The sequence below is a fragment of the Streptomyces sp. SDT5-1 genome (assembly GCF_052245995.1).
Classification (GTDB): domain Bacteria; phylum Actinomycetota; class Actinomycetes; order Streptomycetales; family Streptomycetaceae; genus Streptomyces.
The window spans coordinates 6,546,850-6,565,949 of the sequence record NZ_CM125963.1 but is presented as its reverse complement, the minus strand read 5'-3'; the positions used below and the strand labels follow the sequence as shown (position 1 = coordinate 6,565,949).

The window sequence follows — 19,100 nt, the reverse complement described above, 5'->3', positions numbered from 1 at the left end:
CGCCTCCTCAGTTCGCCGGGTAGCGGTCGATGGCGGGCGGTTTCGGGGCGGGCACACCGGACAGGCCGAGCGTCGCCTCGTACGCCTTCTTCCAGTCGCCGTTCTTCTGGCGGGCCTCGAGGGCGTCGTCGATCGCGAACCGCAGCGCGGTGTCCTTCTTGGGGACGCCGATGCCGTACGGCTCCTCGGAGAACGGCTTGCCGACCAGCTTCAGCTCGTCGGGCGCCTTGGCCGCGTAGCCGAGCAGGATCGCGTCGTCGGTGGTGACGGCGTCGACCTGATAGGTCAGCAGGTTGTCGACGCAGATCGAGTAGGTGTCGTACGCGACGAGTTCGGCCTTCGGGTAGTCGGCCTTGATGCGCTGGTACGGGGTGGACCCCGCCGCCGAGCAGACCCGCTTGCCGGCGAGGTCCTTCGGCCCGTGGATGTCGTCCTCGTCGGAGCGCACGAGCAGCGACTGGCCCGCCATGTAGTAGGGCCCGGCGAAGCCGACGAGCTTCTTGCGCATGTCGTTGATCGTGTACGTGCCGACGTAGTAGTCGATCTGCCCGTTCTGCAGGGCCGTCTCGCGGTTCGCCGACGCGATGGTCTTGTAGCGGATCTTCTTCGGGTCGAGGCCGAGGGAGGCGGAGACCATCTTGGCGATCTCGATGTCGAAGCCCGTGTACGTGCCGTCGGCGGGGTTCTTCTCGCCGAGGTAGGGCTGGTCCTCCTTGGCGCCGACGACGAAGTGGCCGCGGCGCTGCGCCTTCTTCCACGTCGGGGAGTCGGGCAGCGAGAAGCCCTGCGCGACCTTGTACTGCGGGAGCTCGGCGGCGGACGGGCCCTTGACGGGTGGGCTGCCCTCCTTGCCGCAGGCGGTGGCGGCCAGGGCCGTCACCGCGAGCGCGGCGAGCAGCCGTAGCGACTTGGCGATCATGTGGTGGTGCGCTCCCCCGGTCAGTGCTTCAGGATCTTGGAGAGGAAGTCCCGGGCGCGCTCGCTCTCCGGGTGGGTGAAGAACTCCTCCGGGTTGCGGTCCTCGACGATCTTCCCGTCCGCCATGAACACGACGCGGTCGGCGGCGGTGCGGGCGAAGCCCATCTCGTGGGTGACCACGACCATCGTCATGCCGTCGCGCGCGAGTTGCTGCATGACCTCCAGGACCTCGTTGATCATCTCCGGGTCGAGGGCCGAGGTCGGCTCGTCGAAGAGGAGCGCCTTGGGGTCCATGGCGAGGGCGCGGGCGATGGCCACGCGCTGCTGCTGTCCGCCGGAGAGCTGCGCGGGGAACTTCTCGGCGTGCGCGGCGAGTCCCACCCGCTCCAGGAGTTCGCGGGAGCGTCGGTCCGCCGCGTCCTTCTTGCGCTTTCTGACCTTCAGCTGGGCCAGGGAGACGTTCTGGAGGACCGTCTTGTGCGCGAAGAGGTTGAACGACTGGAAGACCATGCCGACTTCGGCGCGCAGTTGCGCGAGGGCCTTGCCCTCCTCCGGAAGCGGCTGTCCGTCGAGCCGGATCGTCCCGGACTCGATGGTCTCCAGACGGTTGATCGTCCGGCAGAGCGTCGACTTGCCCGACCCCGAAGGGCCGATGACCACCACCACCTCCCCCTTGCCGACGGTGAGGTCGATGTCCTGGAGGACATGCAACTTCCCGTAGTACTTGTTCACGTCACGCAGCTCGATCAACGGATCGACGGCCATCGGCAGTCCCTGCCCACTTTCAGCTGTGTCGGTCCGCGCAAACTATCCACGCTTACATGGGACTTAACAGACGACACGCACTTATGGGCATTAACCGTATTTGCGGCTCAGCTACGTGGTGACCCTCCGGGACCCGCGAGGGCGGCCTACGACTCGGCGGCCTCCGCGTAGAACTGGGAGAGCTCGGGCGCCCCGCTCGCCGCCCACTCGTGCCCGGCCTCCACCACGTCGATCTCCCGGCCCGAGGCGAGCCGCACCACCGGCTGCCCGTTCTCCCAGATCACCCAGGAGGCGCCGGGCACGTGCCGCACCATGACCGAGCCGAGGTAGAGGCCCGCGTCGTTGCCGAGCCAGTGCAGCGTGTCCTCGTCCTCGCGCCAGCGCGGCACGAGCTGGTCCAGCGCCTCCAGGGAGCGCACCGACTCGTCGAGCTCGACCCCCGCGTCGTCGGCCTGGGAGCGCAGCAGCTCGCACTCGGAGAGCAGTTCGACCAGTCCGCTCTCGCTCTCGTCGCCTTCCTCACCGGTCGGGAACACGGCCACGCCGTGGGCCGAAGGGTGCTTCCTGCGCCAATTGGCCGCGAAAGGGATCTTCATACCGACCAGACTGGCACCCGTGCGGCGGCCCGCACCACAGGCGCGCGGAGGTGGCGCCGCGCGGAGTTCAGGAACCGGACACCGGCGTTTCTCCCCCGGTTGCCTCGCGACACATTGACGGGCCATCACCCCGTCCTTAGCTTCATGGCGCACCCGTCACGCCGAACACACAAGCGGAGGGAGTCGGTCTTGCGCCGACGCATCTGGGGAGCCGCGTTCATACTCGCCGCCTGCGCGGGGATCACCCCCGTCACCGCGGCCCACGCCGCACCCGCGAGACCCGGGCCGCTCCCCCTGGAGCGGCTCTTCGACAACCGGGCGGTCAGCGACGACCGGGCGCCCGGGGAAGCGGACTTCGACGGCGCGGGCAGCTCCCTGTCCGCGCAGGACCTCGCCGCGGCCGGCTGGACCCCCGGCCGCACGATGGCGATCGACAGGGCCCGGCTCAGCTGGCCGAAGACGGCGGGGGCCGGGCCCGACAACGTACGGGCGAACGGGCAGTCCGTGCGGGTGTCGGGAAGCGGCGACGCGCTCGCGTTCCTGGTCGCGGGGACCGGCGGCGACGCCTCGGGGACCGGCGTCGTCCGGTACGCGGACGGGTCACGGTCGACGTACTCGCTCACCGCGCCCGACTGGCGCACCGGGCCGCTCGCCACGAAGTCGGTGGCGCTGCCGCACCGGAACGCGCCGACAGGTCAGGTCGCCGAGAAGACCCGGCTCTACGCGGTGACGGTGCCGGTGCGCAAGGGACGGCAGATCGCCTCGGTCGACCTGCCGAAGGCGAGCGGCGGCACGCTGCACGTCTTCGACGTGTCCGTGCGCGCGGCGACCTCCGGCTGGACGGGCACCTGGTCGGCCTCGCCCGCCGGGTACACCGCGGTCGGTCCGTGGGCCGACCGCACCATCCGGCTCGTCGTGCACACCAGCACCGGCGGTCCGAAGGTCCGCATCCGCCTGGAGAACACCTTCGCGGCGACTCCGGTGCGGATCGGGAGCGCGTCGGTGGCGGTGCAGGGGGCGGGGGCCGCGGCGCGCGGGACGCCGGTGCCGCTGACGTTCCGCGGCTCGTCCGGGACCTCGCTGCCGGCCGGCGGTCAGGCGTTCAGCGATCCGGTGGACTTCGACGTGCCGGAGAACACGAACCTGCTGGTGAGCTTCCATCTGCCGGAGCCGGTCACCGCGGCGCCCGTGCACAGCCAGGCGATCCAGCGGTCCTACGTGAGCACGGCGGGCGATCACGCGGCGGAGGCGGACGGGGCCGCGTACTCCTCGACGATCTCGTACTGGCCGCTGCTCACCGGCGTCGACGTGGGTGGTGGGCCCGGTTCCGTGGTGCTGCTCGGCGACTCCATCACGGATGGCGTGAAATCGACGCTCGACGCGAACCACCGCTGGCCGAACGTGCTCGCCACGCGGCTGCTCGCCCAGTCGAAGGTGCCGCACTACGGGGTGCTGAACGAGGGCATCTCCGCGAACCGGGTCGTCGCCGACCGCTACCCCGGCGACGGGCTCTCCACGGACACCGGCGGCGTCAGCGCCCTGCACCGGCTCGACCGCGACGTGTTCGCGCAGACCTCGGCGAGGACGGTCGTCGTCTTCCAGGGCGTCAACGACGTCCGCTGGGGCGCGAGCGCCGCGCAGGTCGAGGCGGGCCTGCGGGAGATCGTGGCGCGGGCGCACGCGCGTGGCCTCAAGGTGATCGGGGCGACGATCACACCGTGCGAGGGCGAGGCGCTGTGCACGGCGGCCGCCGATGAGCAGCGGGAGGCGATCAACGCCTTCGTGCGCGGCCCCGACTCCGGCTTCGACGGCTTCCTCGACTTCGACGCCGTCGTGCGCGACCCGGCCCACCCGGCGCGGATGCTCCCCGCGTACGACAGCGGGGACCATCTGCATCCGGGCGACCCGGGCCTGAAGGCGCTGGCCGACTCGATCGACCTGGACGTGCTCAGGCCGTAGCGTCCAGCGGCTTGCGGGCGATCAGGACGGCCTGCCGGCCCTGGGTCGCCCGCTCGAAGTCCTCGGGCTCGCGGACGAGTCGGGCCTCCACCGGGAGCCCGGACTGCTCCACGAGCCCGACGACCTGCTCGGGGTCGAGCCAGTAGACGTCGAGCGAGAGGTCGTGCCCGTAGGCGTGGTCGAGGTGGCGCAGCAGATCGCCCACCTTGAAGCCGAGCAGCAGATAGCCGCCAGGGGCGAGGACGCGGTGGAACTCGGCGAACACGGTGGGCAGCAGCTCCGGCGGCGTGTGCACCGTCGAGTACCAGGCGACGACGCCGCCGAGGGAGCCGTCCGCCAGGTCGAGGCCGGTCATCGTGCCCTCCTCGAACCGCAGCTCGGGGTGGGCACGGCGGGCCTCCGCGACCGTCTTCGGCGAGAGGTCGATACCGAAGGCGTCCAGGCCGAGGGAGGCCAGATGGGCCGTCACATGTCCGGGCCCGCAGCCGAGATCGGCCACGGGCCCGGCGTCGGCCCTCTTCACGCGCTCGGCGAAGACGCCGAACATCGCCTGCGCGTACAGGTCCTGCGGGAACAGCGGAGGAATGATCTCCGCATAGGCGCCCGCGGCGGTGTCGTAGGCCAGCTGGGTCGAGGTCAGGTACGTCGTCAGATCCGTCACGGGCGCAGACGCTAGCGGCCGCCACTGACAACGGGCCCCGGCACCGTCGATCTCAGGTCAGACGTCGAGGTCCACCACGACGGGGGCGTGGTCGGACGCGCCCTTGCCCTTGCGCTCCTCGCGGTCCACGTAGGCGTCGGAGACGGCCTTGGCGAACGGCTCGTTCCCGTACACGAGGTCGATGCGCATGCCCTTGTTCTTCGGGAAGCAGAGCTGGCGGTAGTCCCAGTAGGTGAACGGGTGGTCGTACTTGAGGGGGCGCGGCACGACGTCGCTCAGGCCCGTCTCGCGCAGCGCCGTGAGCGCCGCCCGCTCGCCGGGCGTCACGTGCGTGGCCCCCTCGAAGGCGGAGATGTCCCACACGTCGTCGTCCGTCGGCGCCACGTTGTAGTCGCCCATCACCGCGAAGGGCCGGGAGCCCGCCGCGTCGCCCGCGACGGCCGCCTTCAGGGCCTCGAACCACTGGAGCTTGTACGCGTAGTGCGCGTGGTCGACCTCCCGGCCGTTCGGCACGTACACCGACCAGACGCGGACCGGGCCGCAGGTCGCGGAGACCGCGCGGGGCTCCTCGACGCCGTCGTAGCCGGGGTCGCCGGGCAGGCCCTTGACCACGTCCTCCAGGCCGACGCGGGAGAGCAGCGCCACCCCGTTCCACCTGCCGTTCGCGTTCACCGCCGACTCGTAGCCCAGCTCCCGCAGCTCGTCAGCGGGGAACTGCTCCGCCGAGCACTTGGTCTCCTGGATGCACAGCACGTCCGTGCCGCTGCTCTCCAGCCAGGCAAGGAGGCGCGGCAGCCGCGCGGTGATCGAGTTCACGTTCCAGGTAGCAATGCGCATGTCCCACAACCTACCGGGCCCCACTGACAGTCACGCGACCGTGCCGGGACGGCCGTCCGCGCGGGGCGCCGCGCCCGCGATCGACAGGCAATCTTGCAAGTTTTTCTGTTAGACAGTTAGCCTGCCGAACATGACGATCAACACCCCCCTCGACGAGCGCCCCGCCCTCGTCCTCATCGACCTCCAGAACGGCATCCTCGGCCTGCCGACCGTGCACCCCTCGGCCGACGTCCTCAAGAACGGCGCCAAGCTCGCCGAGGCGTTCCGCGCCAAGGGCCTGCCGGTCGTGCGCGTGAAGGTCGCCTGGTCGCAGGACGGCGGCGACCTGCCCACCGGCCGCGCCGCCGCGGGCGGCATGACGCAGGCGCCGCCGCCCGCGTTCTCCGAGTTCCCCGCCGAGCTCGGCCCGCTCGGCGACGACATCGTGATCACCAAGCGGCACTGGGGCGCCTTCACCGGCACCGAGCTCGACCTCCAGCTGCGCCGCCGCGGCATCACGCAGATCGTCCTGTGCGGCATCTCGACGTCCATCGGCGTCGAGTCCACCGCCCGCTCCGCCTGGGAGCTGAGCTACAACCTGGTGCTCGTCGACGACGCGACGACCGACACCGACGCCGACTCCCACGAGCACAGCTTCGGCAAGATCTTCCCGCGCATCGCGGAGATCGGCTCCACGGACGAGGTCATCGGCCTGCTGGGCACGTAGCGGCCGGGCTCACACCTGCGCCGAACCGCCCGGAGCGAGGCGCAGGTGCTCGGTGCCGCCGAGCGCGCCGATCTGGTTGTCGTAGATCGGCCGCGCGAGGTCGGTGAGCAGCGCGTCGTGGATGTCGTAGGCGCGGCGCGGCTTGACCTCGCGCACGTAGTCGATCACCTCGGCGATCTTGTTCCAGGGCGCCATGACGGGCAGCATCAGCGTCTCGACCGGCTGGTCGGGGACGGTGAGGGCGTCGCCGGGGTGGAAGACCGTGCCGCCGTCGACGAGATAGCCGACGTTCGTGATGCGCGGGATGTCCGGGTGGATCACCGCGTGCAGCTCGCCGTGCACCTGCACGTCGAAGCCGGCCGCCGTGAACGTGTCGCCGTGCCCCACCGTGTGGACGCGGCCGGGGAACGCCGCCGAGAGCTGGTCCGCGACCGACTTCAGGGTCCAGATGTGCGCGCCGGGGTTGGCCTCCATGCCGGCGCGCAGCCGCTCCTCGTTGAAGTGGTCGGGATGCTCGTGCGTGACCAGGACGGCGTCGGCGCCGACGGCCGCGTCCTCCTCGGAGAACCCGCCCGGGTCGATGACGAGCGTCTGCCCGTCCTTTTCGAGGCGGACACAGGCGTGGGTCTTCTTCGTCAGCTTCATACGTCCCATCCTGCGCCCCAGCCCGCCGGGATTCACTCCTGGGGCGTGGTCTCCTCGCGGATCACCTGCTGGGCCACCTTGAATGCCGCGCTCGCCGCCGGGACGCCGCAGTAGACGGCCGTCTGGAGCAGGATCTCCTTGATCTCGGCGGCCGTGAGGCCGTTGCGCAGGGCCGCCCGCGTGTGGAACACCAGCTCGTCGAGGTGGCCGCCCGCGACCAGCGTCGCGAGCGTCACCGACGACCGGGTGCGGCGGTCCAGCCCCGGTCGCGACCAGATCTCGCCCCACGCATAGCGCGTCAGGAACTCCTGGAAGTCGCCGGAGAAGTCGTCGGCCGTGGACAGCGCCCGGTCCACGTGGGCGTCGCCGAGCACCTCGCGGCGCGTCTTGAGGCCCGCGTCGTGCGGGTCGGGCCGGGTCGCGGCCTCCGGCTGCTGGGCGGCGGCGATCTCCGCGCGCGGCGGGGCCGACGGGGGCGGCGGCGCGATGACCGGCTTGACCGGGGCGGCCGGAATGGCGGTCTGCCCGGTCTTCTCGTGCGCCGCGGGCCAGGCCGAGGTGAAGTGCCGTACGAGGAGGTCGGTGACGGCCGCGGGCTGTTCGACCGGGGCCAGGTGGGAGGCGCCGGGCACCACCGCGAGCCGGGCGTCCGGTATCCCGGCGACCAGCGTGCGCGCCTCGGCGGGGCCGGTGACCTGGTCCTCCGAGCCGACGAGGACGAGCGTCGGCAGACCGATCTCACCGAGCTTCTCCCGCACGTCGAACGCGGCGAGCGCCTCGCACGCGGCGATGTAGCAGCCGGGGTCGGTCGTCCGGACCATCTGCACGGCCCAGTCCGTGATCGCGGGCTGCGCGGACGCGAAACCGGGCGTGAACCAGCGCTCGGGGGACGTACGGGCGATGGGGTCCAGGCCGTTGCTGCGCACGATGACGCCGCGCTGGCGGAACTCGTCGGCCGTGCCGAACCGCGGCGAAGCGGCGATCACGGCGAGCGACGCGACACGCTCCGGGTGGCGCAGGGCGAGCTCCATGCCGACCGCGCCGCCCAGCGAGCAGCCCGCGTAGCCGAACCGCTGGATGCCCAGCTCGTCGAGCGTGGCGAGCAGCCGGTCGGCGAGCTCGTCGACGGACCCCGCCGGGTGCGCGGGGGCGCCGCCGTGTCCTGGCAGGTCGAAGCGGAGCACCCGCCAGTGCTGGGCCAGCTCGGGGACCTGGCGGTCCCACATGTGCCACGTCGTGCCGAGCGACGGGCCGAGGACGAGCACCGGGGCGGAGTCGTCCTCACGGCCGTCGAATCGGTACTGCAGGCGCGGGGTCTTCGTGTCACTCACATGAGCAACGCTAGCCAGTGCTCCTGAGCGTTCTTGTGCCGGGTCCCCGGAGTGGACGCGAGGTGTTCACCCGGGGTTCCCGGCGTGGGCTCGAGGTGGGGACGGCGTGAAGAACGGACCTACCGGTCGGGTCCGGGCCGCGGGTGCGGTCAGGGGTGCGTCGTGGACACCACGTAGACCATGGGGTGGTCCGGGTTCGAGCGGTTCACGACGACCGTCTGGGTCGGGGACGGGTCGTCCTGGTGGTGGGTGAGGCCGTACCAGGGGCCCGGGCCCGTGAAGTCCCAGCCCGCGATGCGCCGGTCCCGCTTGCCGATCGCGATGTCGTCCGTCGCCAGGTCGCCGACCGAGTAGCCCGCGTCGACCTCGTCGAGGAACTTGTCCAGGCCGTCGTTGCTGGTGAGGAACTGCGCGTACAGGCGGCTCACCTTGTAGTTGTTCGTCTCGTAGTACGCGACGTTGCGGGAGTGCGGGGGGATCGGGATCTGGTAGAGGCGGCGCTGCACCTTGGAGGGCCAGCCGACGGTGAGGCCGGTCGCCGAGTACTTCGCCTCCTTGTCCTTGCCGCTGTCCCGGCTCTGGTTCGCGGAGATCACCAGATAGCCGGCGGGGATGCCGATGAGCAGCACGATGATCAGGAGCGTGAGGGCGCGCCGGCGGATCACATGGCCGCGGTCCTCGTCCGGACGCGGCGCGTCGGCCGCGGTCGGGGGCTGGCGGGGCACGGTCATCGTTGGGGTTCCTGTCGCTTTCCGGGGCATCCGCCGCGCCTAGCCCTGCTCCGTGCCGTCCGCAGGCGCGGCGGCGGGGGCGGTGCTGCGGGGGCGGGTGTAGCGCTCGTACCGCTCGTGGCGCTCCACGCGGCGGCGCTTGGCGCGGCGGAAGCGGCGGGCGACGAGGCGGGCCAGGTCCGCGGCGCCGACCATGCCGGCCTCGGGGCCGAGCTGGGCGCGGGCGATACGGGCCTCCGGGCGGTAGCCGCGGCCGGTGAGCTGGCGCTTGAACGCGTCGCGGGCGGGCGCGATCAGGAGGTCGTCGGCGGCGCTGACGCCTCCGCCGATGACGAAGCACGAGGGGTCGAGGGCGGCGGCGAGGTTCGCGATGCCGACGCCCAGCCACTGGCCGATGTCCTGCAGCAGCTCGACGCACATGGCGTCGCCCTCGCGGGCCAGCTCCGTGATGAGCGGCCCCGTGATGTCGGGGACGTGCCCCTGCACCCGCTCGATGATGTTGTACGCGACCGGGGAGTCGGCCGCGGCGAGTTCGCGGGCCTCGCGGACGAGGGCGTTTCCGGAGCTGTACTGCTCCCAGCAGCCGCGGTTGCCGCACGGGCAGCGGTGCCCTCCGGGGACGACCTGCATGTGGCCGAACTCGCCGGCGACGCCGAACTTGCCGCGCTTGACCTGGCCGTCCTCCAGGATGGCGCCGCCGATCCCGGTCCCGAGCGTGATCATCACGAGGTGGTCCTCGCCGCGTCCCGCGCCGAAGCGCCACTCCGCCCAGGCGGCGGTGTTGGCGTCGTTGTCGACGAGCACGGGGACCGCGAGGCGGCCCGCGAGGCGGTCGCGCAGCGGTTCGTTGCGCCACGACAGGTGGGGCGCGAACAGGACGCGGTTGCGGTCGGCGTCCACCCAGCCGGCGGCGCCGATGCCGACCGCGTGCACGTCGTGGCGGTCGGAGAGGTCGAGCACCAGCTCCGTGATCGTGTCCTCGACGACCTTGGGGCTCTTCGACTTGTCCGGGGTCTCCGTGCGGAGGGTCTCCAGGATGGTGCCGTCCGCGTCGACGACTCCGGCCATCACCTTCGTGCCACCGATGTCGATGCCGACGGTGGGGACGCGCGGGGCCGTCGTGTGCGAGCGGCGCTCGCGGGTGCCGACCGTCCTGAGGACGGTCGCCCGTGCGCTGCCACGGTGGGCGAGGTCGCGGTAGGTGCTCATTGCGGCGATTCTGCCTCACGCATCGGCTCCGCCGCATACCGGGTTTTCCGCCACACGCCGTCGGGGGTTGCGCCCCGGCCCCGCCCGCGCCGCCCCTCCGCCACCCGTCGCTGCCAGGCTCCCCGTCCCCCGGTCGCGCAGTTCCCCGCGCCCCCAATCCGCCCACCCGCACGCGGGACGCGCCCCGCGCGGAAGCGGGGCGCGGCGCTACTTGTCCGCCGTGGGGGGCGTGTGGCCGCCCAGGCGGGTGGGGACCGGCGCCCGCTCCAACTCGTGGCGGAGGTCGTCCAGCTCGCTGCCGCCCGCCATCTGACGGGTGAGTTCGTCGAGCGTGATCTCGTCGCGCGTGTTGCTGCCGAACATCGCCCCGCGCTTCAGGAGCACGAACCGGTCCCCCACCAGGTACGCATGGTGCGGATTGTGCGTGATCAGCACCACGCCGAGACCCGCGTCACGCGCCGCGGCGACGTACTTGAGGACGACGCCGGACTGCTTGACGCCGAGCGCGGCCGTCGGCTCGTCGAGGACGAGGACCTTCGCGCCGAAGTAGACGGCGCGGGCGATGGCGACGCACTGCCGCTCGCCGCCGGACAACGTACCGATCGGCTGGTCGACATCGCGCAGGTCGATGCCCATGCGGGCCAGTTCCTCGTGCGTCGTGCGCCGCATGAACTCGACGTCCATGCGCTTGAAGGGGCCCGTCCCCTTCGTGGGCTCGGACCCGAGGAAGAAGTTCCGCCACACCGGCATCAGCGGCACCACGGCGAGGTCCTGGTAGACCGTGGCGATGCCCCGGTTCAGCGCGTCGCGCGGGTTCGACAGGCGGGTCTCCTCGCCCTCGATGGTGAACCGCCCGCCGTCGTGCTGGTGAAGCCCCGCGATGATCTTGATGAGCGTCGACTTCCCGGCGCCGTTGTCGCCGAGGACGCAGGAGATCTCCCCCGCGTGGACGACGAGCGACACGTCGTCGAGCGCCCGGATGTTCCCGTAGTACTTGCTGACGCCGTCCAGCTCGACCAGCGGCGTACGCGTATCGGTGGTCATTTCGTCGCCTCCGCGCGCTTGCGGACCCACGCGTTGAGCAGGGTCGCGAGGAGCAGCATCGCCCCGAGGAAGAACTTGAACCAGTCCGGGTTCCACTCGGCGAACACGATGCCCTTGCTGGTCATGCCGAAGATCAGCGCGCCGATCGCCGCGCCCACCGCCGAGCCGTACCCGCCGGTGATGAGGCAGCCGCCGATGACGGCCGCGATGATGTAGATCAGCTCGTTGCCGACACCCTCGCCGGACTGCACGACGTCGTACGAGAAGAGCAGGTGCTGGCCGGAGATCCAGGCGCCGAACGCGACACCCATGTAGAGGCCGATCTTCGTCTTGTTGACGGGGACGCCGACCGCGCGGGCCGCGTTCAGGTCGCCGCCGACCGCGAAGATCCAGTTGCCGATCCGGGTGCGCAGCAGGATCCACGTGGCGATCAGGATGAGCGCGAGCCACCACAGGATCGTGATCTTGAAGTCGACGCCGCCGATGCTGAACGTGGAGGCGAAGACCGACTTGGCCGAGTCGAAGCCCTCCATGTCGGCGATCGACTTCGTGGAGACGGTTCCGCTGATCAGCTTGGTGAAGCCCAGGTTCATTCCGGTCAGCATCAGGAACGTGCCGAGCGTGATGATGAAGCTGGGGAGTTTGGTGCGGGTCAGCATGACGCCGTTGAAGACGCCGAGCGCGAGCGTCACCAGGAGCGAGACACCGACGCCGACCCAGGTGTTCGCCGTCATCTGGTAGCTGAACATCGACGAGATCAGCGCCGACGAGGTGACCATGACGCCGGTCGACAGGTCGAACTCGCCGCCGATCATCAGCAGCGCGACCGGGACGGCCATGATGCCGATGGTCGACGAGGCGTAGAGCACCGTCGAGAGGCTGGACGCCCGCAGGAAGCTGTCCGCGAAGATCACGAAGAAGATGAAGACGGCGAGCGCGCCGACGATCGACCCCAGCTCGGGCCGACCCATCAGCTTCTTCCAGGGCGAGGTCTTGACGAGCCGTTCGTCGATCTTCTCCGCGCTCTGTGGAGCCGTCGTGCTCATCGGGTCCCCCGCTTCGCGTACTCCTGGAGCTTGGCGGCCTGGTCCTTGGTGACCACTTCCGGACCCGTGAGGACCGGCCTGCCGCCGCCCAGCACATTGGCGTTGTACTTGTAGAGCCAGAGCAGGTCCACGGCCTCGTAGCCCTGCAGGTAGGGCTGCTGGTCGACGGCGAAGCCGAGGCTGCCGTCCTTGAGGCTCTGCGCGACCTTGTCGTTGAGGTCGAACGTGTCGATCTCCGCCTTGCTGCCCGCGTCCTCCTTCGCCTTCACGGCGGTGGCGGCGAACGGGGCGCCGAGCGTGACGACGGCGTCGATGGAGTGGTCGGACTGGAGCTTGGCCTCGATGGAGGACTGCACGTCGGGCATGTTGGTGCCCTCGACGTACAGGTTCTGCATCGTGCCGTCGAAGGTCTTCTTGGCGCCTTCGCAGCGCTGCTCGTGCCCGACGTTCCCCTGCTCGTGCAGGACACAGAGCGCCTTCTTCTTGCCGCGCTTGTTGAGCTCCTTGCCGACGGCCTCGCCGGCGATCGTCTCGTCCTGGCCGATGTGCGCGATCGCGCCGTACTTCTTGTAGATCTCGGAGCCCGAGTTCACGGTGATCACCGGGATGCCGGCCTTCTCGGCGCGGGCGAGGGCGGACTTCATGGCGTCCGGCTTGGCGAGCGTGACGACGATGCCGTCGACCTTCTTGTCGATGGCGGCGTCGACGAGCTGCGCCTGCTGGTTCGCCTCCTCGTTGTGCGAGTAGAGGAAGTTGATGTTGTCCTTGGTCGCCGCCTGCTTGGCGCCGTTCTGGACGATGTCCCAGAAGGTGTCGCCATCGCCCGAATGGGTGATCATCGCGAAGGTCCAGCGGGGGGTGTTCACCGCCGCCTTGCCCTGTGCGGCCTGGGCCTTCCTGGCGTCCTCCGCCCGCTTGCCGCCGGTGCTGCTGCACCCGGCGAGCGAGAGGCCGAGGGCCCCCGCAACCGCGATGCTCACCCAGGTCCGAAACCGTGCCACGAGGCCGTGCCCTTCTTGGTCTGCTGCGTCGTCGACCGGGACCGGCGGGCCGATCCCGGCGGACCGTACATCGGTCCTGGAGGACCCCATTACGGTCCCAAACGCACAAGTATGGGTCACGGGGATCATGCATCCATTCACCGGGTACCGCGCGCGGTGTACTTCTCCAGGCGCGGCACGTCCTTCTCGGTGACGATCGCGGGTCCGGTGAAGACCGGCTTGCCGCCGCCGAGCACGTTCGCGTTCGTCTTGTAGAGCCACAGTTCGTCCACCGCCAGATAGCCCTGCAGATACGGCTGCTGGTCGACGGCGAACGCGACCTCCTTGGCCTTCAGGCGGCGGACGACCTCGGCGTTCAGGTCGAACGTGGCGATCTCCGCCTTGCTGCCCGCGTCGCCCTCCGCCTTCACGACGAGCGCGGCGATCGGGGCGCCGAGCGCGACGACGGCGTCGATGTCCTTGTCGGCCTGGAGCTTCGCCTCGATGGACGACTGGGCGGACGGCGCGTTCGTGCCCTCCACGTTGAGGTTCTCGACGCTGCCCTTGAACGTCTTGCGGACGCCGTCGCAGCGCTGCTCCAGGGAGACGTTGCCCTGCTCGTGGATGACGCACAGGGTCTTCTTCTTGCCCCGCTTCGTCAGCTCGGTGCCGACCGCCTCGCCGGCCACGCCCTCCTCCTGGCCGATGTGGCTGAGGGCGCCGAACTTCGCCGAGAACTCGGAGCCGGAGTTGATCGAGACGACCGGGATGTCGGCCGCCTTCGCCTTGGCGAGGACCGACTGCATGGCCTGCGGCTTGGCGAGCGTGACCACGATCCCGTCGACCTTCTTGTCGATCGCGGCCTGCACCAGCTCGGCCTGGCCCTTGGCCTCCTTGTCGTTGGAGTAGAGGAACTGCACGTTGTCCTTGTCGGCGGCCTGCTGGGCGCCCTTGCGCACAATGTCCCAGAAGGTGTCGCCCTCGCCGGAGTGCGTGACCATGGCGATCTTCATGCGCGGCGTCGTGACGGCCTTGCCGCCGCCCCCGCCGCCGTCGGCCTTGTCCTCGGAGTCCTTGCCGCCCGAGCCGCTGCATCCGGCGGCGAGCGCGATCACGGCGACGAGAGCTACGGAGCCTGCGGCCGTACGGCCGGTGCGGATCGTGCGCATGGTGGAGCCACCTCTCCTCCGCCGCCCGGTGCGGCTGGAGGAGTTTGTAGCGGGGTCCCACCGCAGCGTCAATGCATTTGTCAGAACATTCGGACGGCCAACTCTCAGGAGCGTACGAGGAGTTGGAACTCGAAGGAGTAGCGCGAGGCGCGGTACGTGTGCGAGCCGAACTCGACCGCGCGGCCGGTGTCGTCGTACGTCGTGCGCTCCATGGTGAGCAGCGGGGCGCCCTCCTTCTCGCCGAGCCGCTCGGCCTCGACGGCGGTGGCGGCGCGGGCGCCGACGGACTGGCGGGCGCTGTGCAGGGTGATGCCCGCGGCCCGCATGAGGCGGTAGAGGCCGGTCGCGGCGAGCCGCTCGTCGTCGAGGGCGAGGAGTCCGGTGGGCAGGTGGTTGCGGAGGTGCGCGACCGGGTCGCCGTGGGCGAGGCGCAGCCGCTCGATGCGGTGCACCTCCTCCCCCTCGGCGACACCGAGCGCGGCGGCGACCTCGGCGGACGCCGGCACGAGGGTGTTCTCGACGACCCGGGTCTCGGGGCGCTGGCCCGCCGCCTCCAGGTCGTCGTACAGGCTGGAGAGCTCGAGGGGCCGCTTGACCTGGCTGTGCACGACCTGGGTGCCGACGCCGCGGCGGCGCACGAGCAGCCCCTTGTCGACGAGGGACTGGATGGCCTGGCGGACGGTGGGCCGGGACAGGCCGAGGCGCCCGGCCAGCTCGATCTCGTTGCCGAGCAGGCTGCCGGGGGTCAGGGCGCCGCGCTCGATCGCCGCCTCCAGCTGCTGGGACAGCTGGAAGTACAGCGGGACCGGACTGCTGCGGTCGACGCTGAGACCGAGGTCGACGGTCGGGTCGGCTGGGGGTTTGGCCACGGGGCGAGGGTAGCGGGGGCGGGATGCCGACGGGAAGCCGGAGGTCAGGTTGTCCGGACAAACCCTGTTCCGGCCCGCGGCAGCCGGGTGTTTGTCAGGACAAACGATTGACACCCGCCCGGGGCCGCGCCACCGTTGGATGCCATGCGCATCGGACTGATCGGAACGGGCCGCATCGGCACCTTTCACGCGGGCGTACTGGAGCGGTACCGGGAGGTGGGCTCGCTGGTCGTGACCGACGCGGAGCCCGCGCGGGCGGTCGCGCTCGCCGACCGGATCGGGGCGACGGCGGCGCCCAGCGTCGACGAGATCTTCACCTGGGGCGTGGACGCGCTCGTGATCACCGCGGCGACGTCGGCGCACGCCGATCTGATCGCACGGGCGGCGCGGGCCGGGCTCCCGGTGTTCTGCGAGAAGCCGATCGCGCTCGACCTGCCGGGCACGCTGGCCGCGCTCGCCGAGGTCGACGCGGCGGGCACCGTGCTCCAGCTCGGCTTCCAGCGCCGCTTCGACGCCGGGTACACGGCGGCGCGGGCCGCCGTGCGCGAGGGCAGGCTGGGCCGCCTGCACACCGTGCGGGCGATGACCTCCGACCCGGCGCCGCCCCCGGCCGCCTACCTGCCGCTCTCCGGCGGGCTCTACCGGGACTGTCTGATCCACGACTTCGACATGGTGCGCTGGGTGACCGGGCGCGAGGTCGTCGAGGTGTACGCGACCGGGTCCGACGCCGGACCCGCCATGTTCCGGGAGGCCGGGGACGTGGACACGGCCGCGGCGCTCCTCACTCTCGACGACGGCACCCTGGTCACCGCCACGTCCACGCGCTGCAACGGCGCGGGATACGACGTCCGCATGGAGCTCTCCGGCGAGCGGGACACCGTCGTCGTCGGCCTCGACGACCGCACCCCCGTCACCTCCACGGAACCCGAGGGCCCGCCCGCCGCCACCAAGCCCTGGCCCGGCTTCCTCGAACGCTTCGCCCCCGCGTACGAGGCCGAACTCAAGGCCTTCGTCGACGTCGCCCGCGGCGAACGCCCCAACCCCTGCGACGGCCACGAGGCCCTCCACGCCCTCCGCATCGCCGAGGCCTGCGAACTGTCGCGGGCGGAGCGGAGGGTGGTGCGGGTGGGGGAGATCGCGGGGGGCTGACCCGCTACATCGTCAGGAGCCGGTCGAGGACGGCCGGGTCCGCCTTCACGCCGTCGTGCAGATGCCGCTCGGAGACCCAGGGGTGCAGCCCGCGCACCAGGGACGCCGTCTCCAGGGCCTGCTCGCGGTCGACGAACATGTCGTCGTGGTAGACGGCGGCGACGACCGGCACCTCGTTGTCCGCGAGCCGGTCGAGGTCGTAGAGGGCGGGCCAGTCCGTGCGGTGGGCGAGCGTCTCGGCCGCAGCCTTGAGCGGGACGAGGGCCGGGTCCTCGTCGAACATCCACGGGTAGATCATCTCGCCGGTGAGCCGCAGCGGCCCCGGCCCCTCGGCGTCGAACTCCGGGAACTCGGCGCGGATCCGGTGGGCCGACCAGTCGGTGGCCCGGCCGCCCTGCGCGTAGATCGGTTCGTGCAGCACCGCGTACAGGGGGCGCGGGGCGAAGGAGACGACCGCGTCGACGCCGCGCAGAAACGGGTCGGAGAGCGCGGGGCCGTTCGGGCCGGGGACGAACGCGCACTCCAGCAAATAGTGCAGCGTGTCGAAGCCGGACGAGGTGCCGAAGGTGATGCCGGTCGTCTGGAAGCGGCGGACGGTCAGCCGCTCCCCCGACGGCATGCGCACGTCGTGCTTCGTCAGGTGGTCCGCCACCCGCTCGGCCAGTGCCTGGTCCTGCGGATAGCGCGCGAAGTAGCGGGAGTTGCCTTCGAGCATCCGGCGGTAGGCGGCGCGGTAGACGTCGTCCGCGTGGCCGGTGAGCGTGGGGAGGCCGCCGGTGATCAGGGCCCGCTCGATGCCCTCGGGGGCAAAGCTCAGATAGGTCAGCGTGCTGAAGCCGCCGAAGCTCTGGCCGAGGACCGTCCAGGGGCGGTCGCCCTGGAGGTGGCGCCGCAGCAGTTCCGCGTCGCGCACGATGGCGTCCGCGCGGAAGTGCGTGAGGTACGTCGCCGGGTCCGGGTGGGCGGCGAGCGTGGTGCGGTCGGCGGGGGTTGAGCGGCCGGTGCCTCGCTGGTCGAGGAGGACCACGCGGTACTCCTTCAGGGCGCGGCGCAGCCAGGCTCCGGCGGCGTTGGGCCGTTCCGCACGACCGCCGGGGCCGCCCTGGAGCCAGAGCAGTCGGGGCAGTTCACGCCCTTCCGTGCCCTCGGCGACGACCTCGCGGGCGAACAGAGTGATGCGCGGACCGTCGGGGCGAGCGTGGTCGAGGGGGACGTCGAGAGTGTGGTCGGTGCAGACGAGGCCGTTGTGGCGGTAGGTGGTCATGGTGGGGTGACTCCTGGGGTAGGACGGGGCGAAGGATTGCGCAGTTCCCCGCGCCCCTTTCAGGGGCGCGGGGAACTGCGCGACCTAAGCCACGGTGCGGCGTGTCAGTAACCCGCCACACCCAACTCGCGGCAGATCTCGACCAATTCGGGGTGCACGTACACCCCGTCCTTCTCGATGCACTCGCCGTCCAGGTAGATGGACGGGCCGAGGATCGAGCCGTCCGTGTGCGCGGCGGAGACCCACGGCTCGCCCCCGATCCACGCCCCCTTCGTGCCGATGCCGAGCTCCACGCAGCCGAAGACGCGCTCGTCCTCGACGATGCGGCCGGTGGGCGCGGGCACGCCCGGGTTGAAGCCGAGCGACCAGTGGGCGACGCGGAACATGTTCGGGTCGTCCCAGGACTCCATCCAGCGGCGGAAGATCTCGGCGTCCTGGCCCTCGCCGTCGATCTTCGTCACGACACCCTTCTCGACGGTGCAGCGCACCGGGTTCCGCAGCAGGCCCAGCTGGTCCGGCGGCCACAGGGCGCCGTCGAAGACGAGGACGCCGTCCTGGGTCTCCTCCAGGGGGTTCCAGGAGATCTGGCCGGAGAGCATGACGGTCTCGCCGGGCTTCTCGGCGGGCTTGCCGCGCAGGTTGATCGGGCGGTCGCCGTTGCGACCCGTGATGTCGGTGCCGTTGGCGGAGGTGATGCGTACCTCGTCGGCCTGCTCCAGGAGACGTACGAGCGCGTTGCCGAGCTTGATGACGCCCTGGAAGTCGGGGCGGCCGACCGTCGCGACGAGCATGTGCACGTCCATGGCGGTCAGGTTGGTGTAGCGGCAGCCGTTCGCCATCGCGCGGCGGAAGGCGTCGGAGTGCATCACGTACGAGACGGCGAACTCGATCCACACGTCGGCGTCGGCGATGGCGCCGGCGACGGGGCGCGGCGGCTCCATGGAGGAGCTGGGCATGGTCTCGGACCAGACGACGACGGGGTGCGCGCCTGCGGCGGCGACGGCCTGCGCGGTGGCGTCGACGACGCGGCGGTCGCTGCTGGTGTCGCCGGTGAGGACGACGTGCTCGCCGGGCTTGACGAGCATGACCTGCTCGACGAGCTTGCGGGCGGCGAGGGCGAGTTCGTAGCTCAGGTACTCGGACCGCGGTTCGAGCCGGCTGAACATCTCCATGGTGAATCCTTCTCCTTGCGGTGGTGCGTGTGCGAGAGGTGGCTGGGGA

General features: G+C 71.0%; 19 protein-coding genes. 3 read left to right on the top strand and 16 right to left on the bottom strand.

The window, feature by feature from the left end:
- Positions 1–7 precede the first annotated feature (7 nt).
- From ACTWJ8_RS30115 to ACTWJ8_RS30105, 3 genes are all read right to left on the bottom strand, one after another.
- Positions 8–919 carry a glutamate ABC transporter substrate-binding protein gene (locus ACTWJ8_RS30115; protein ID WP_356379149.1) on the bottom strand — a complete coding sequence of 304 codons (912 nt, stop codon included), beginning with the start codon at positions 917–919 and terminating at the stop codon, positions 8–10.
- A gap of 20 nt (positions 920–939) precedes the next feature.
- On the bottom strand, positions 940–1,683 hold the full coding sequence (locus ACTWJ8_RS30110) for an amino acid ABC transporter ATP-binding protein (protein ID WP_356379146.1): 744 nt from the start codon (positions 1,681–1,683) through the stop codon (positions 940–942).
- A 146-nt stretch (positions 1,684–1,829) separates the two neighbouring features.
- On the bottom strand, positions 1,830–2,279 hold the full coding sequence (locus ACTWJ8_RS30105) for a DUF6278 family protein (RefSeq protein WP_356379143.1): 450 nt from the start codon (positions 2,277–2,279) through the stop codon (positions 1,830–1,832).
- Between the two features lie 144 nt (positions 2,280–2,423).
- Here ACTWJ8_RS30105 and ACTWJ8_RS30100 point away from each other — a divergent pair, with 144 nt between their 5' ends.
- Positions 2,424–4,238, top strand: a complete 1,815-nt coding sequence (locus ACTWJ8_RS30100) for an SGNH/GDSL hydrolase family protein (RefSeq protein ID WP_443260788.1) — start codon at positions 2,424–2,426, stop codon at positions 4,236–4,238.
- Here ACTWJ8_RS30100 and ACTWJ8_RS30095 read toward each other — a convergent pair.
- Together ACTWJ8_RS30095 and ACTWJ8_RS30090 are read right to left on the bottom strand one after the other, a co-directional pair.
- On the bottom strand, positions 4,228–4,899 hold the full coding sequence (locus ACTWJ8_RS30095) for a class I SAM-dependent methyltransferase (RefSeq protein ID WP_443260787.1): 672 nt from the start codon (positions 4,897–4,899) through the stop codon (positions 4,228–4,230). The genes ACTWJ8_RS30100 and ACTWJ8_RS30095 overlap by 11 nt on opposite strands.
- 57 nt (positions 4,900–4,956) lie before the next feature.
- Entirely contained in the window at positions 4,957–5,736 is a 780-nt protein-coding gene (locus ACTWJ8_RS30090; RefSeq protein WP_356379134.1) for an exodeoxyribonuclease III, read from the bottom strand.
- Between the two features lie 130 nt (positions 5,737–5,866).
- Here ACTWJ8_RS30090 and ACTWJ8_RS30085 point away from each other — a divergent pair, with 130 nt between their 5' ends.
- Complete coding sequence (locus tag ACTWJ8_RS30085; RefSeq protein ID WP_443260786.1) at positions 5,867–6,442, top strand: hydrolase; 576 nt, start codon at positions 5,867–5,869, stop codon at positions 6,440–6,442.
- 9 nt (positions 6,443–6,451) lie between these two features.
- Here ACTWJ8_RS30085 and ACTWJ8_RS30080 read toward each other — a convergent pair whose 3' ends face one another.
- From ACTWJ8_RS30080 to ACTWJ8_RS30040, 9 genes are all read right to left on the bottom strand, one after another.
- On the bottom strand, positions 6,452–7,087 hold the full coding sequence (locus tag ACTWJ8_RS30080; protein WP_443260785.1) for an MBL fold metallo-hydrolase: 636 nt from the start codon (positions 7,085–7,087) through the stop codon (positions 6,452–6,454).
- Positions 7,088–7,119: 32 nt separating this feature from the next.
- The gene (pcaDC, locus tag ACTWJ8_RS30075; protein ID WP_443260784.1) at positions 7,120–8,418 is read right to left on the bottom strand and encodes a bifunctional 3-oxoadipate enol-lactonase/4-carboxymuconolactone decarboxylase PcaDC; all 1,299 of its coding nucleotides are present in this window, start codon (positions 8,416–8,418) and stop codon (positions 7,120–7,122) included.
- A gap of 149 nt (positions 8,419–8,567) precedes the next feature.
- Entirely contained in the window at positions 8,568–9,149 is a 582-nt protein-coding gene (locus ACTWJ8_RS30070) for a sugar kinase (RefSeq protein WP_356379123.1), read from the bottom strand.
- Between the two features lie 39 nt (positions 9,150–9,188).
- The gene (locus ACTWJ8_RS30065) at positions 9,189–10,358 is read right to left on the bottom strand and encodes an ROK family glucokinase (protein ID WP_356379120.1); all 1,170 of its coding nucleotides are present in this window, start codon (positions 10,356–10,358) and stop codon (positions 9,189–9,191) included.
- A gap of 207 nt (positions 10,359–10,565) precedes the next feature.
- The gene (locus tag ACTWJ8_RS30060) at positions 10,566–11,402 is read right to left on the bottom strand and encodes an ATP-binding cassette domain-containing protein (RefSeq protein ID WP_443260783.1); all 837 of its coding nucleotides are present in this window, start codon (positions 11,400–11,402) and stop codon (positions 10,566–10,568) included.
- A complete protein-coding gene (locus ACTWJ8_RS30055) occupies positions 11,399–12,448 on the bottom strand; it encodes an ABC transporter permease (RefSeq protein WP_443260782.1) in 1,050 nt (349 codons plus the stop codon). Before ACTWJ8_RS30055 ends, ACTWJ8_RS30060 begins: the two co-directional genes overlap by 4 nt.
- On the bottom strand, positions 12,445–13,449 hold the full coding sequence (locus ACTWJ8_RS30050; RefSeq protein WP_443260781.1) for a sugar ABC transporter substrate-binding protein: 1,005 nt from the start codon (positions 13,447–13,449) through the stop codon (positions 12,445–12,447). The genes ACTWJ8_RS30055 and ACTWJ8_RS30050 overlap by 4 nt, the downstream gene beginning before the upstream one ends.
- 137 nt (positions 13,450–13,586) lie before the next feature.
- On the bottom strand, positions 13,587–14,597 hold the full coding sequence (locus ACTWJ8_RS30045) for a sugar ABC transporter substrate-binding protein (protein ID WP_443260780.1): 1,011 nt from the start codon (positions 14,595–14,597) through the stop codon (positions 13,587–13,589).
- Between the two features lie 104 nt (positions 14,598–14,701).
- Positions 14,702–15,466: a GntR family transcriptional regulator gene (locus ACTWJ8_RS30040; protein WP_356379105.1), complete on the bottom strand. Its 765-nt coding sequence runs from the start codon at positions 15,464–15,466 to the stop codon at positions 14,702–14,704.
- 144 nt (positions 15,467–15,610) lie between these two features.
- Between ACTWJ8_RS30040 and ACTWJ8_RS30035 the strand changes: the two genes are divergently transcribed.
- Positions 15,611–16,615, top strand: coding sequence for a Gfo/Idh/MocA family protein (locus ACTWJ8_RS30035; protein WP_443260779.1), 1,005 nt, complete (start codon positions 15,611–15,613; stop codon positions 16,613–16,615).
- A 4-nt stretch (positions 16,616–16,619) separates the two neighbouring features.
- On the opposite strand, the gene ACTWJ8_RS30030 is transcribed toward ACTWJ8_RS30035, so the two are convergent.
- Together ACTWJ8_RS30030 and ACTWJ8_RS30025 are read right to left on the bottom strand one after the other, a co-directional pair.
- Positions 16,620–17,879 (bottom strand): alpha/beta fold hydrolase, encoded by a 1,260-nt coding sequence (locus ACTWJ8_RS30030; RefSeq protein WP_443260778.1) that lies wholly within the window; start codon positions 17,877–17,879, stop codon positions 16,620–16,622.
- A 104-nt stretch (positions 17,880–17,983) separates the two neighbouring features.
- Complete coding sequence (locus ACTWJ8_RS30025) at positions 17,984–19,051, bottom strand: hypothetical protein (protein WP_356379096.1); 1,068 nt, start codon at positions 19,049–19,051, stop codon at positions 17,984–17,986.
- Positions 19,052–19,100: the final 49 nt, after the last annotated feature.

Coding starts and splice junctions, on each gene's coding strand:
- ACTWJ8_RS30105 (WP_356379143.1), bottom strand. CDS start 2,279: ATGAAGATCCCTTTCGCGGCCAATTGGCGCAGGAAGCACCCTTCGGCC.
- ACTWJ8_RS30025 (WP_356379096.1), bottom strand. CDS start 19,051: ATGGAGATGTTCAGCCGGCTCGAACCGCGGTCCGAGTACCTGAGCTAC.
- ACTWJ8_RS30065 (WP_356379120.1), bottom strand. CDS start 10,358: ATGAGCACCTACCGCGACCTCGCCCACCGTGGCAGCGCACGGGCGACC.
- ACTWJ8_RS30035 (WP_443260779.1), top strand. CDS start 15,611: ATGCGCATCGGACTGATCGGAACGGGCCGCATCGGCACCTTTCACGCG.
- ACTWJ8_RS30115 (WP_356379149.1), bottom strand. CDS start 919: ATGATCGCCAAGTCGCTACGGCTGCTCGCCGCGCTCGCGGTGACGGCC.
- ACTWJ8_RS30030 (WP_443260778.1), bottom strand. CDS start 17,879: ATGACCACCTACCGCCACAACGGCCTCGTCTGCACCGACCACACTCTC.
- ACTWJ8_RS30090 (WP_356379134.1), bottom strand. CDS start 5,736: ATGCGCATTGCTACCTGGAACGTGAACTCGATCACCGCGCGGCTGCCG.
- ACTWJ8_RS30110 (WP_356379146.1), bottom strand. CDS start 1,683: ATGGCCGTCGATCCGTTGATCGAGCTGCGTGACGTGAACAAGTACTAC.
- ACTWJ8_RS30060 (WP_443260783.1), bottom strand. CDS start 11,402: ATGACCACCGATACGCGTACGCCGCTGGTCGAGCTGGACGGCGTCAGC.
- ACTWJ8_RS30085 (WP_443260786.1), top strand. CDS start 5,867: ATGACGATCAACACCCCCCTCGACGAGCGCCCCGCCCTCGTCCTCATC.
- ACTWJ8_RS30070 (WP_356379123.1), bottom strand. CDS start 9,149: ATGACCGTGCCCCGCCAGCCCCCGACCGCGGCCGACGCGCCGCGTCCG.
- ACTWJ8_RS30055 (WP_443260782.1), bottom strand. CDS start 12,448: ATGAGCACGACGGCTCCACAGAGCGCGGAGAAGATCGACGAACGGCTC.
- ACTWJ8_RS30100 (WP_443260788.1), top strand. CDS start 2,424: ATGGCGCACCCGTCACGCCGAACACACAAGCGGAGGGAGTCGGTCTTG.
- ACTWJ8_RS30045 (WP_443260780.1), bottom strand. CDS start 14,597: ATGCGCACGATCCGCACCGGCCGTACGGCCGCAGGCTCCGTAGCTCTC.
- ACTWJ8_RS30080 (WP_443260785.1), bottom strand. CDS start 7,087: ATGAAGCTGACGAAGAAGACCCACGCCTGTGTCCGCCTCGAAAAGGAC.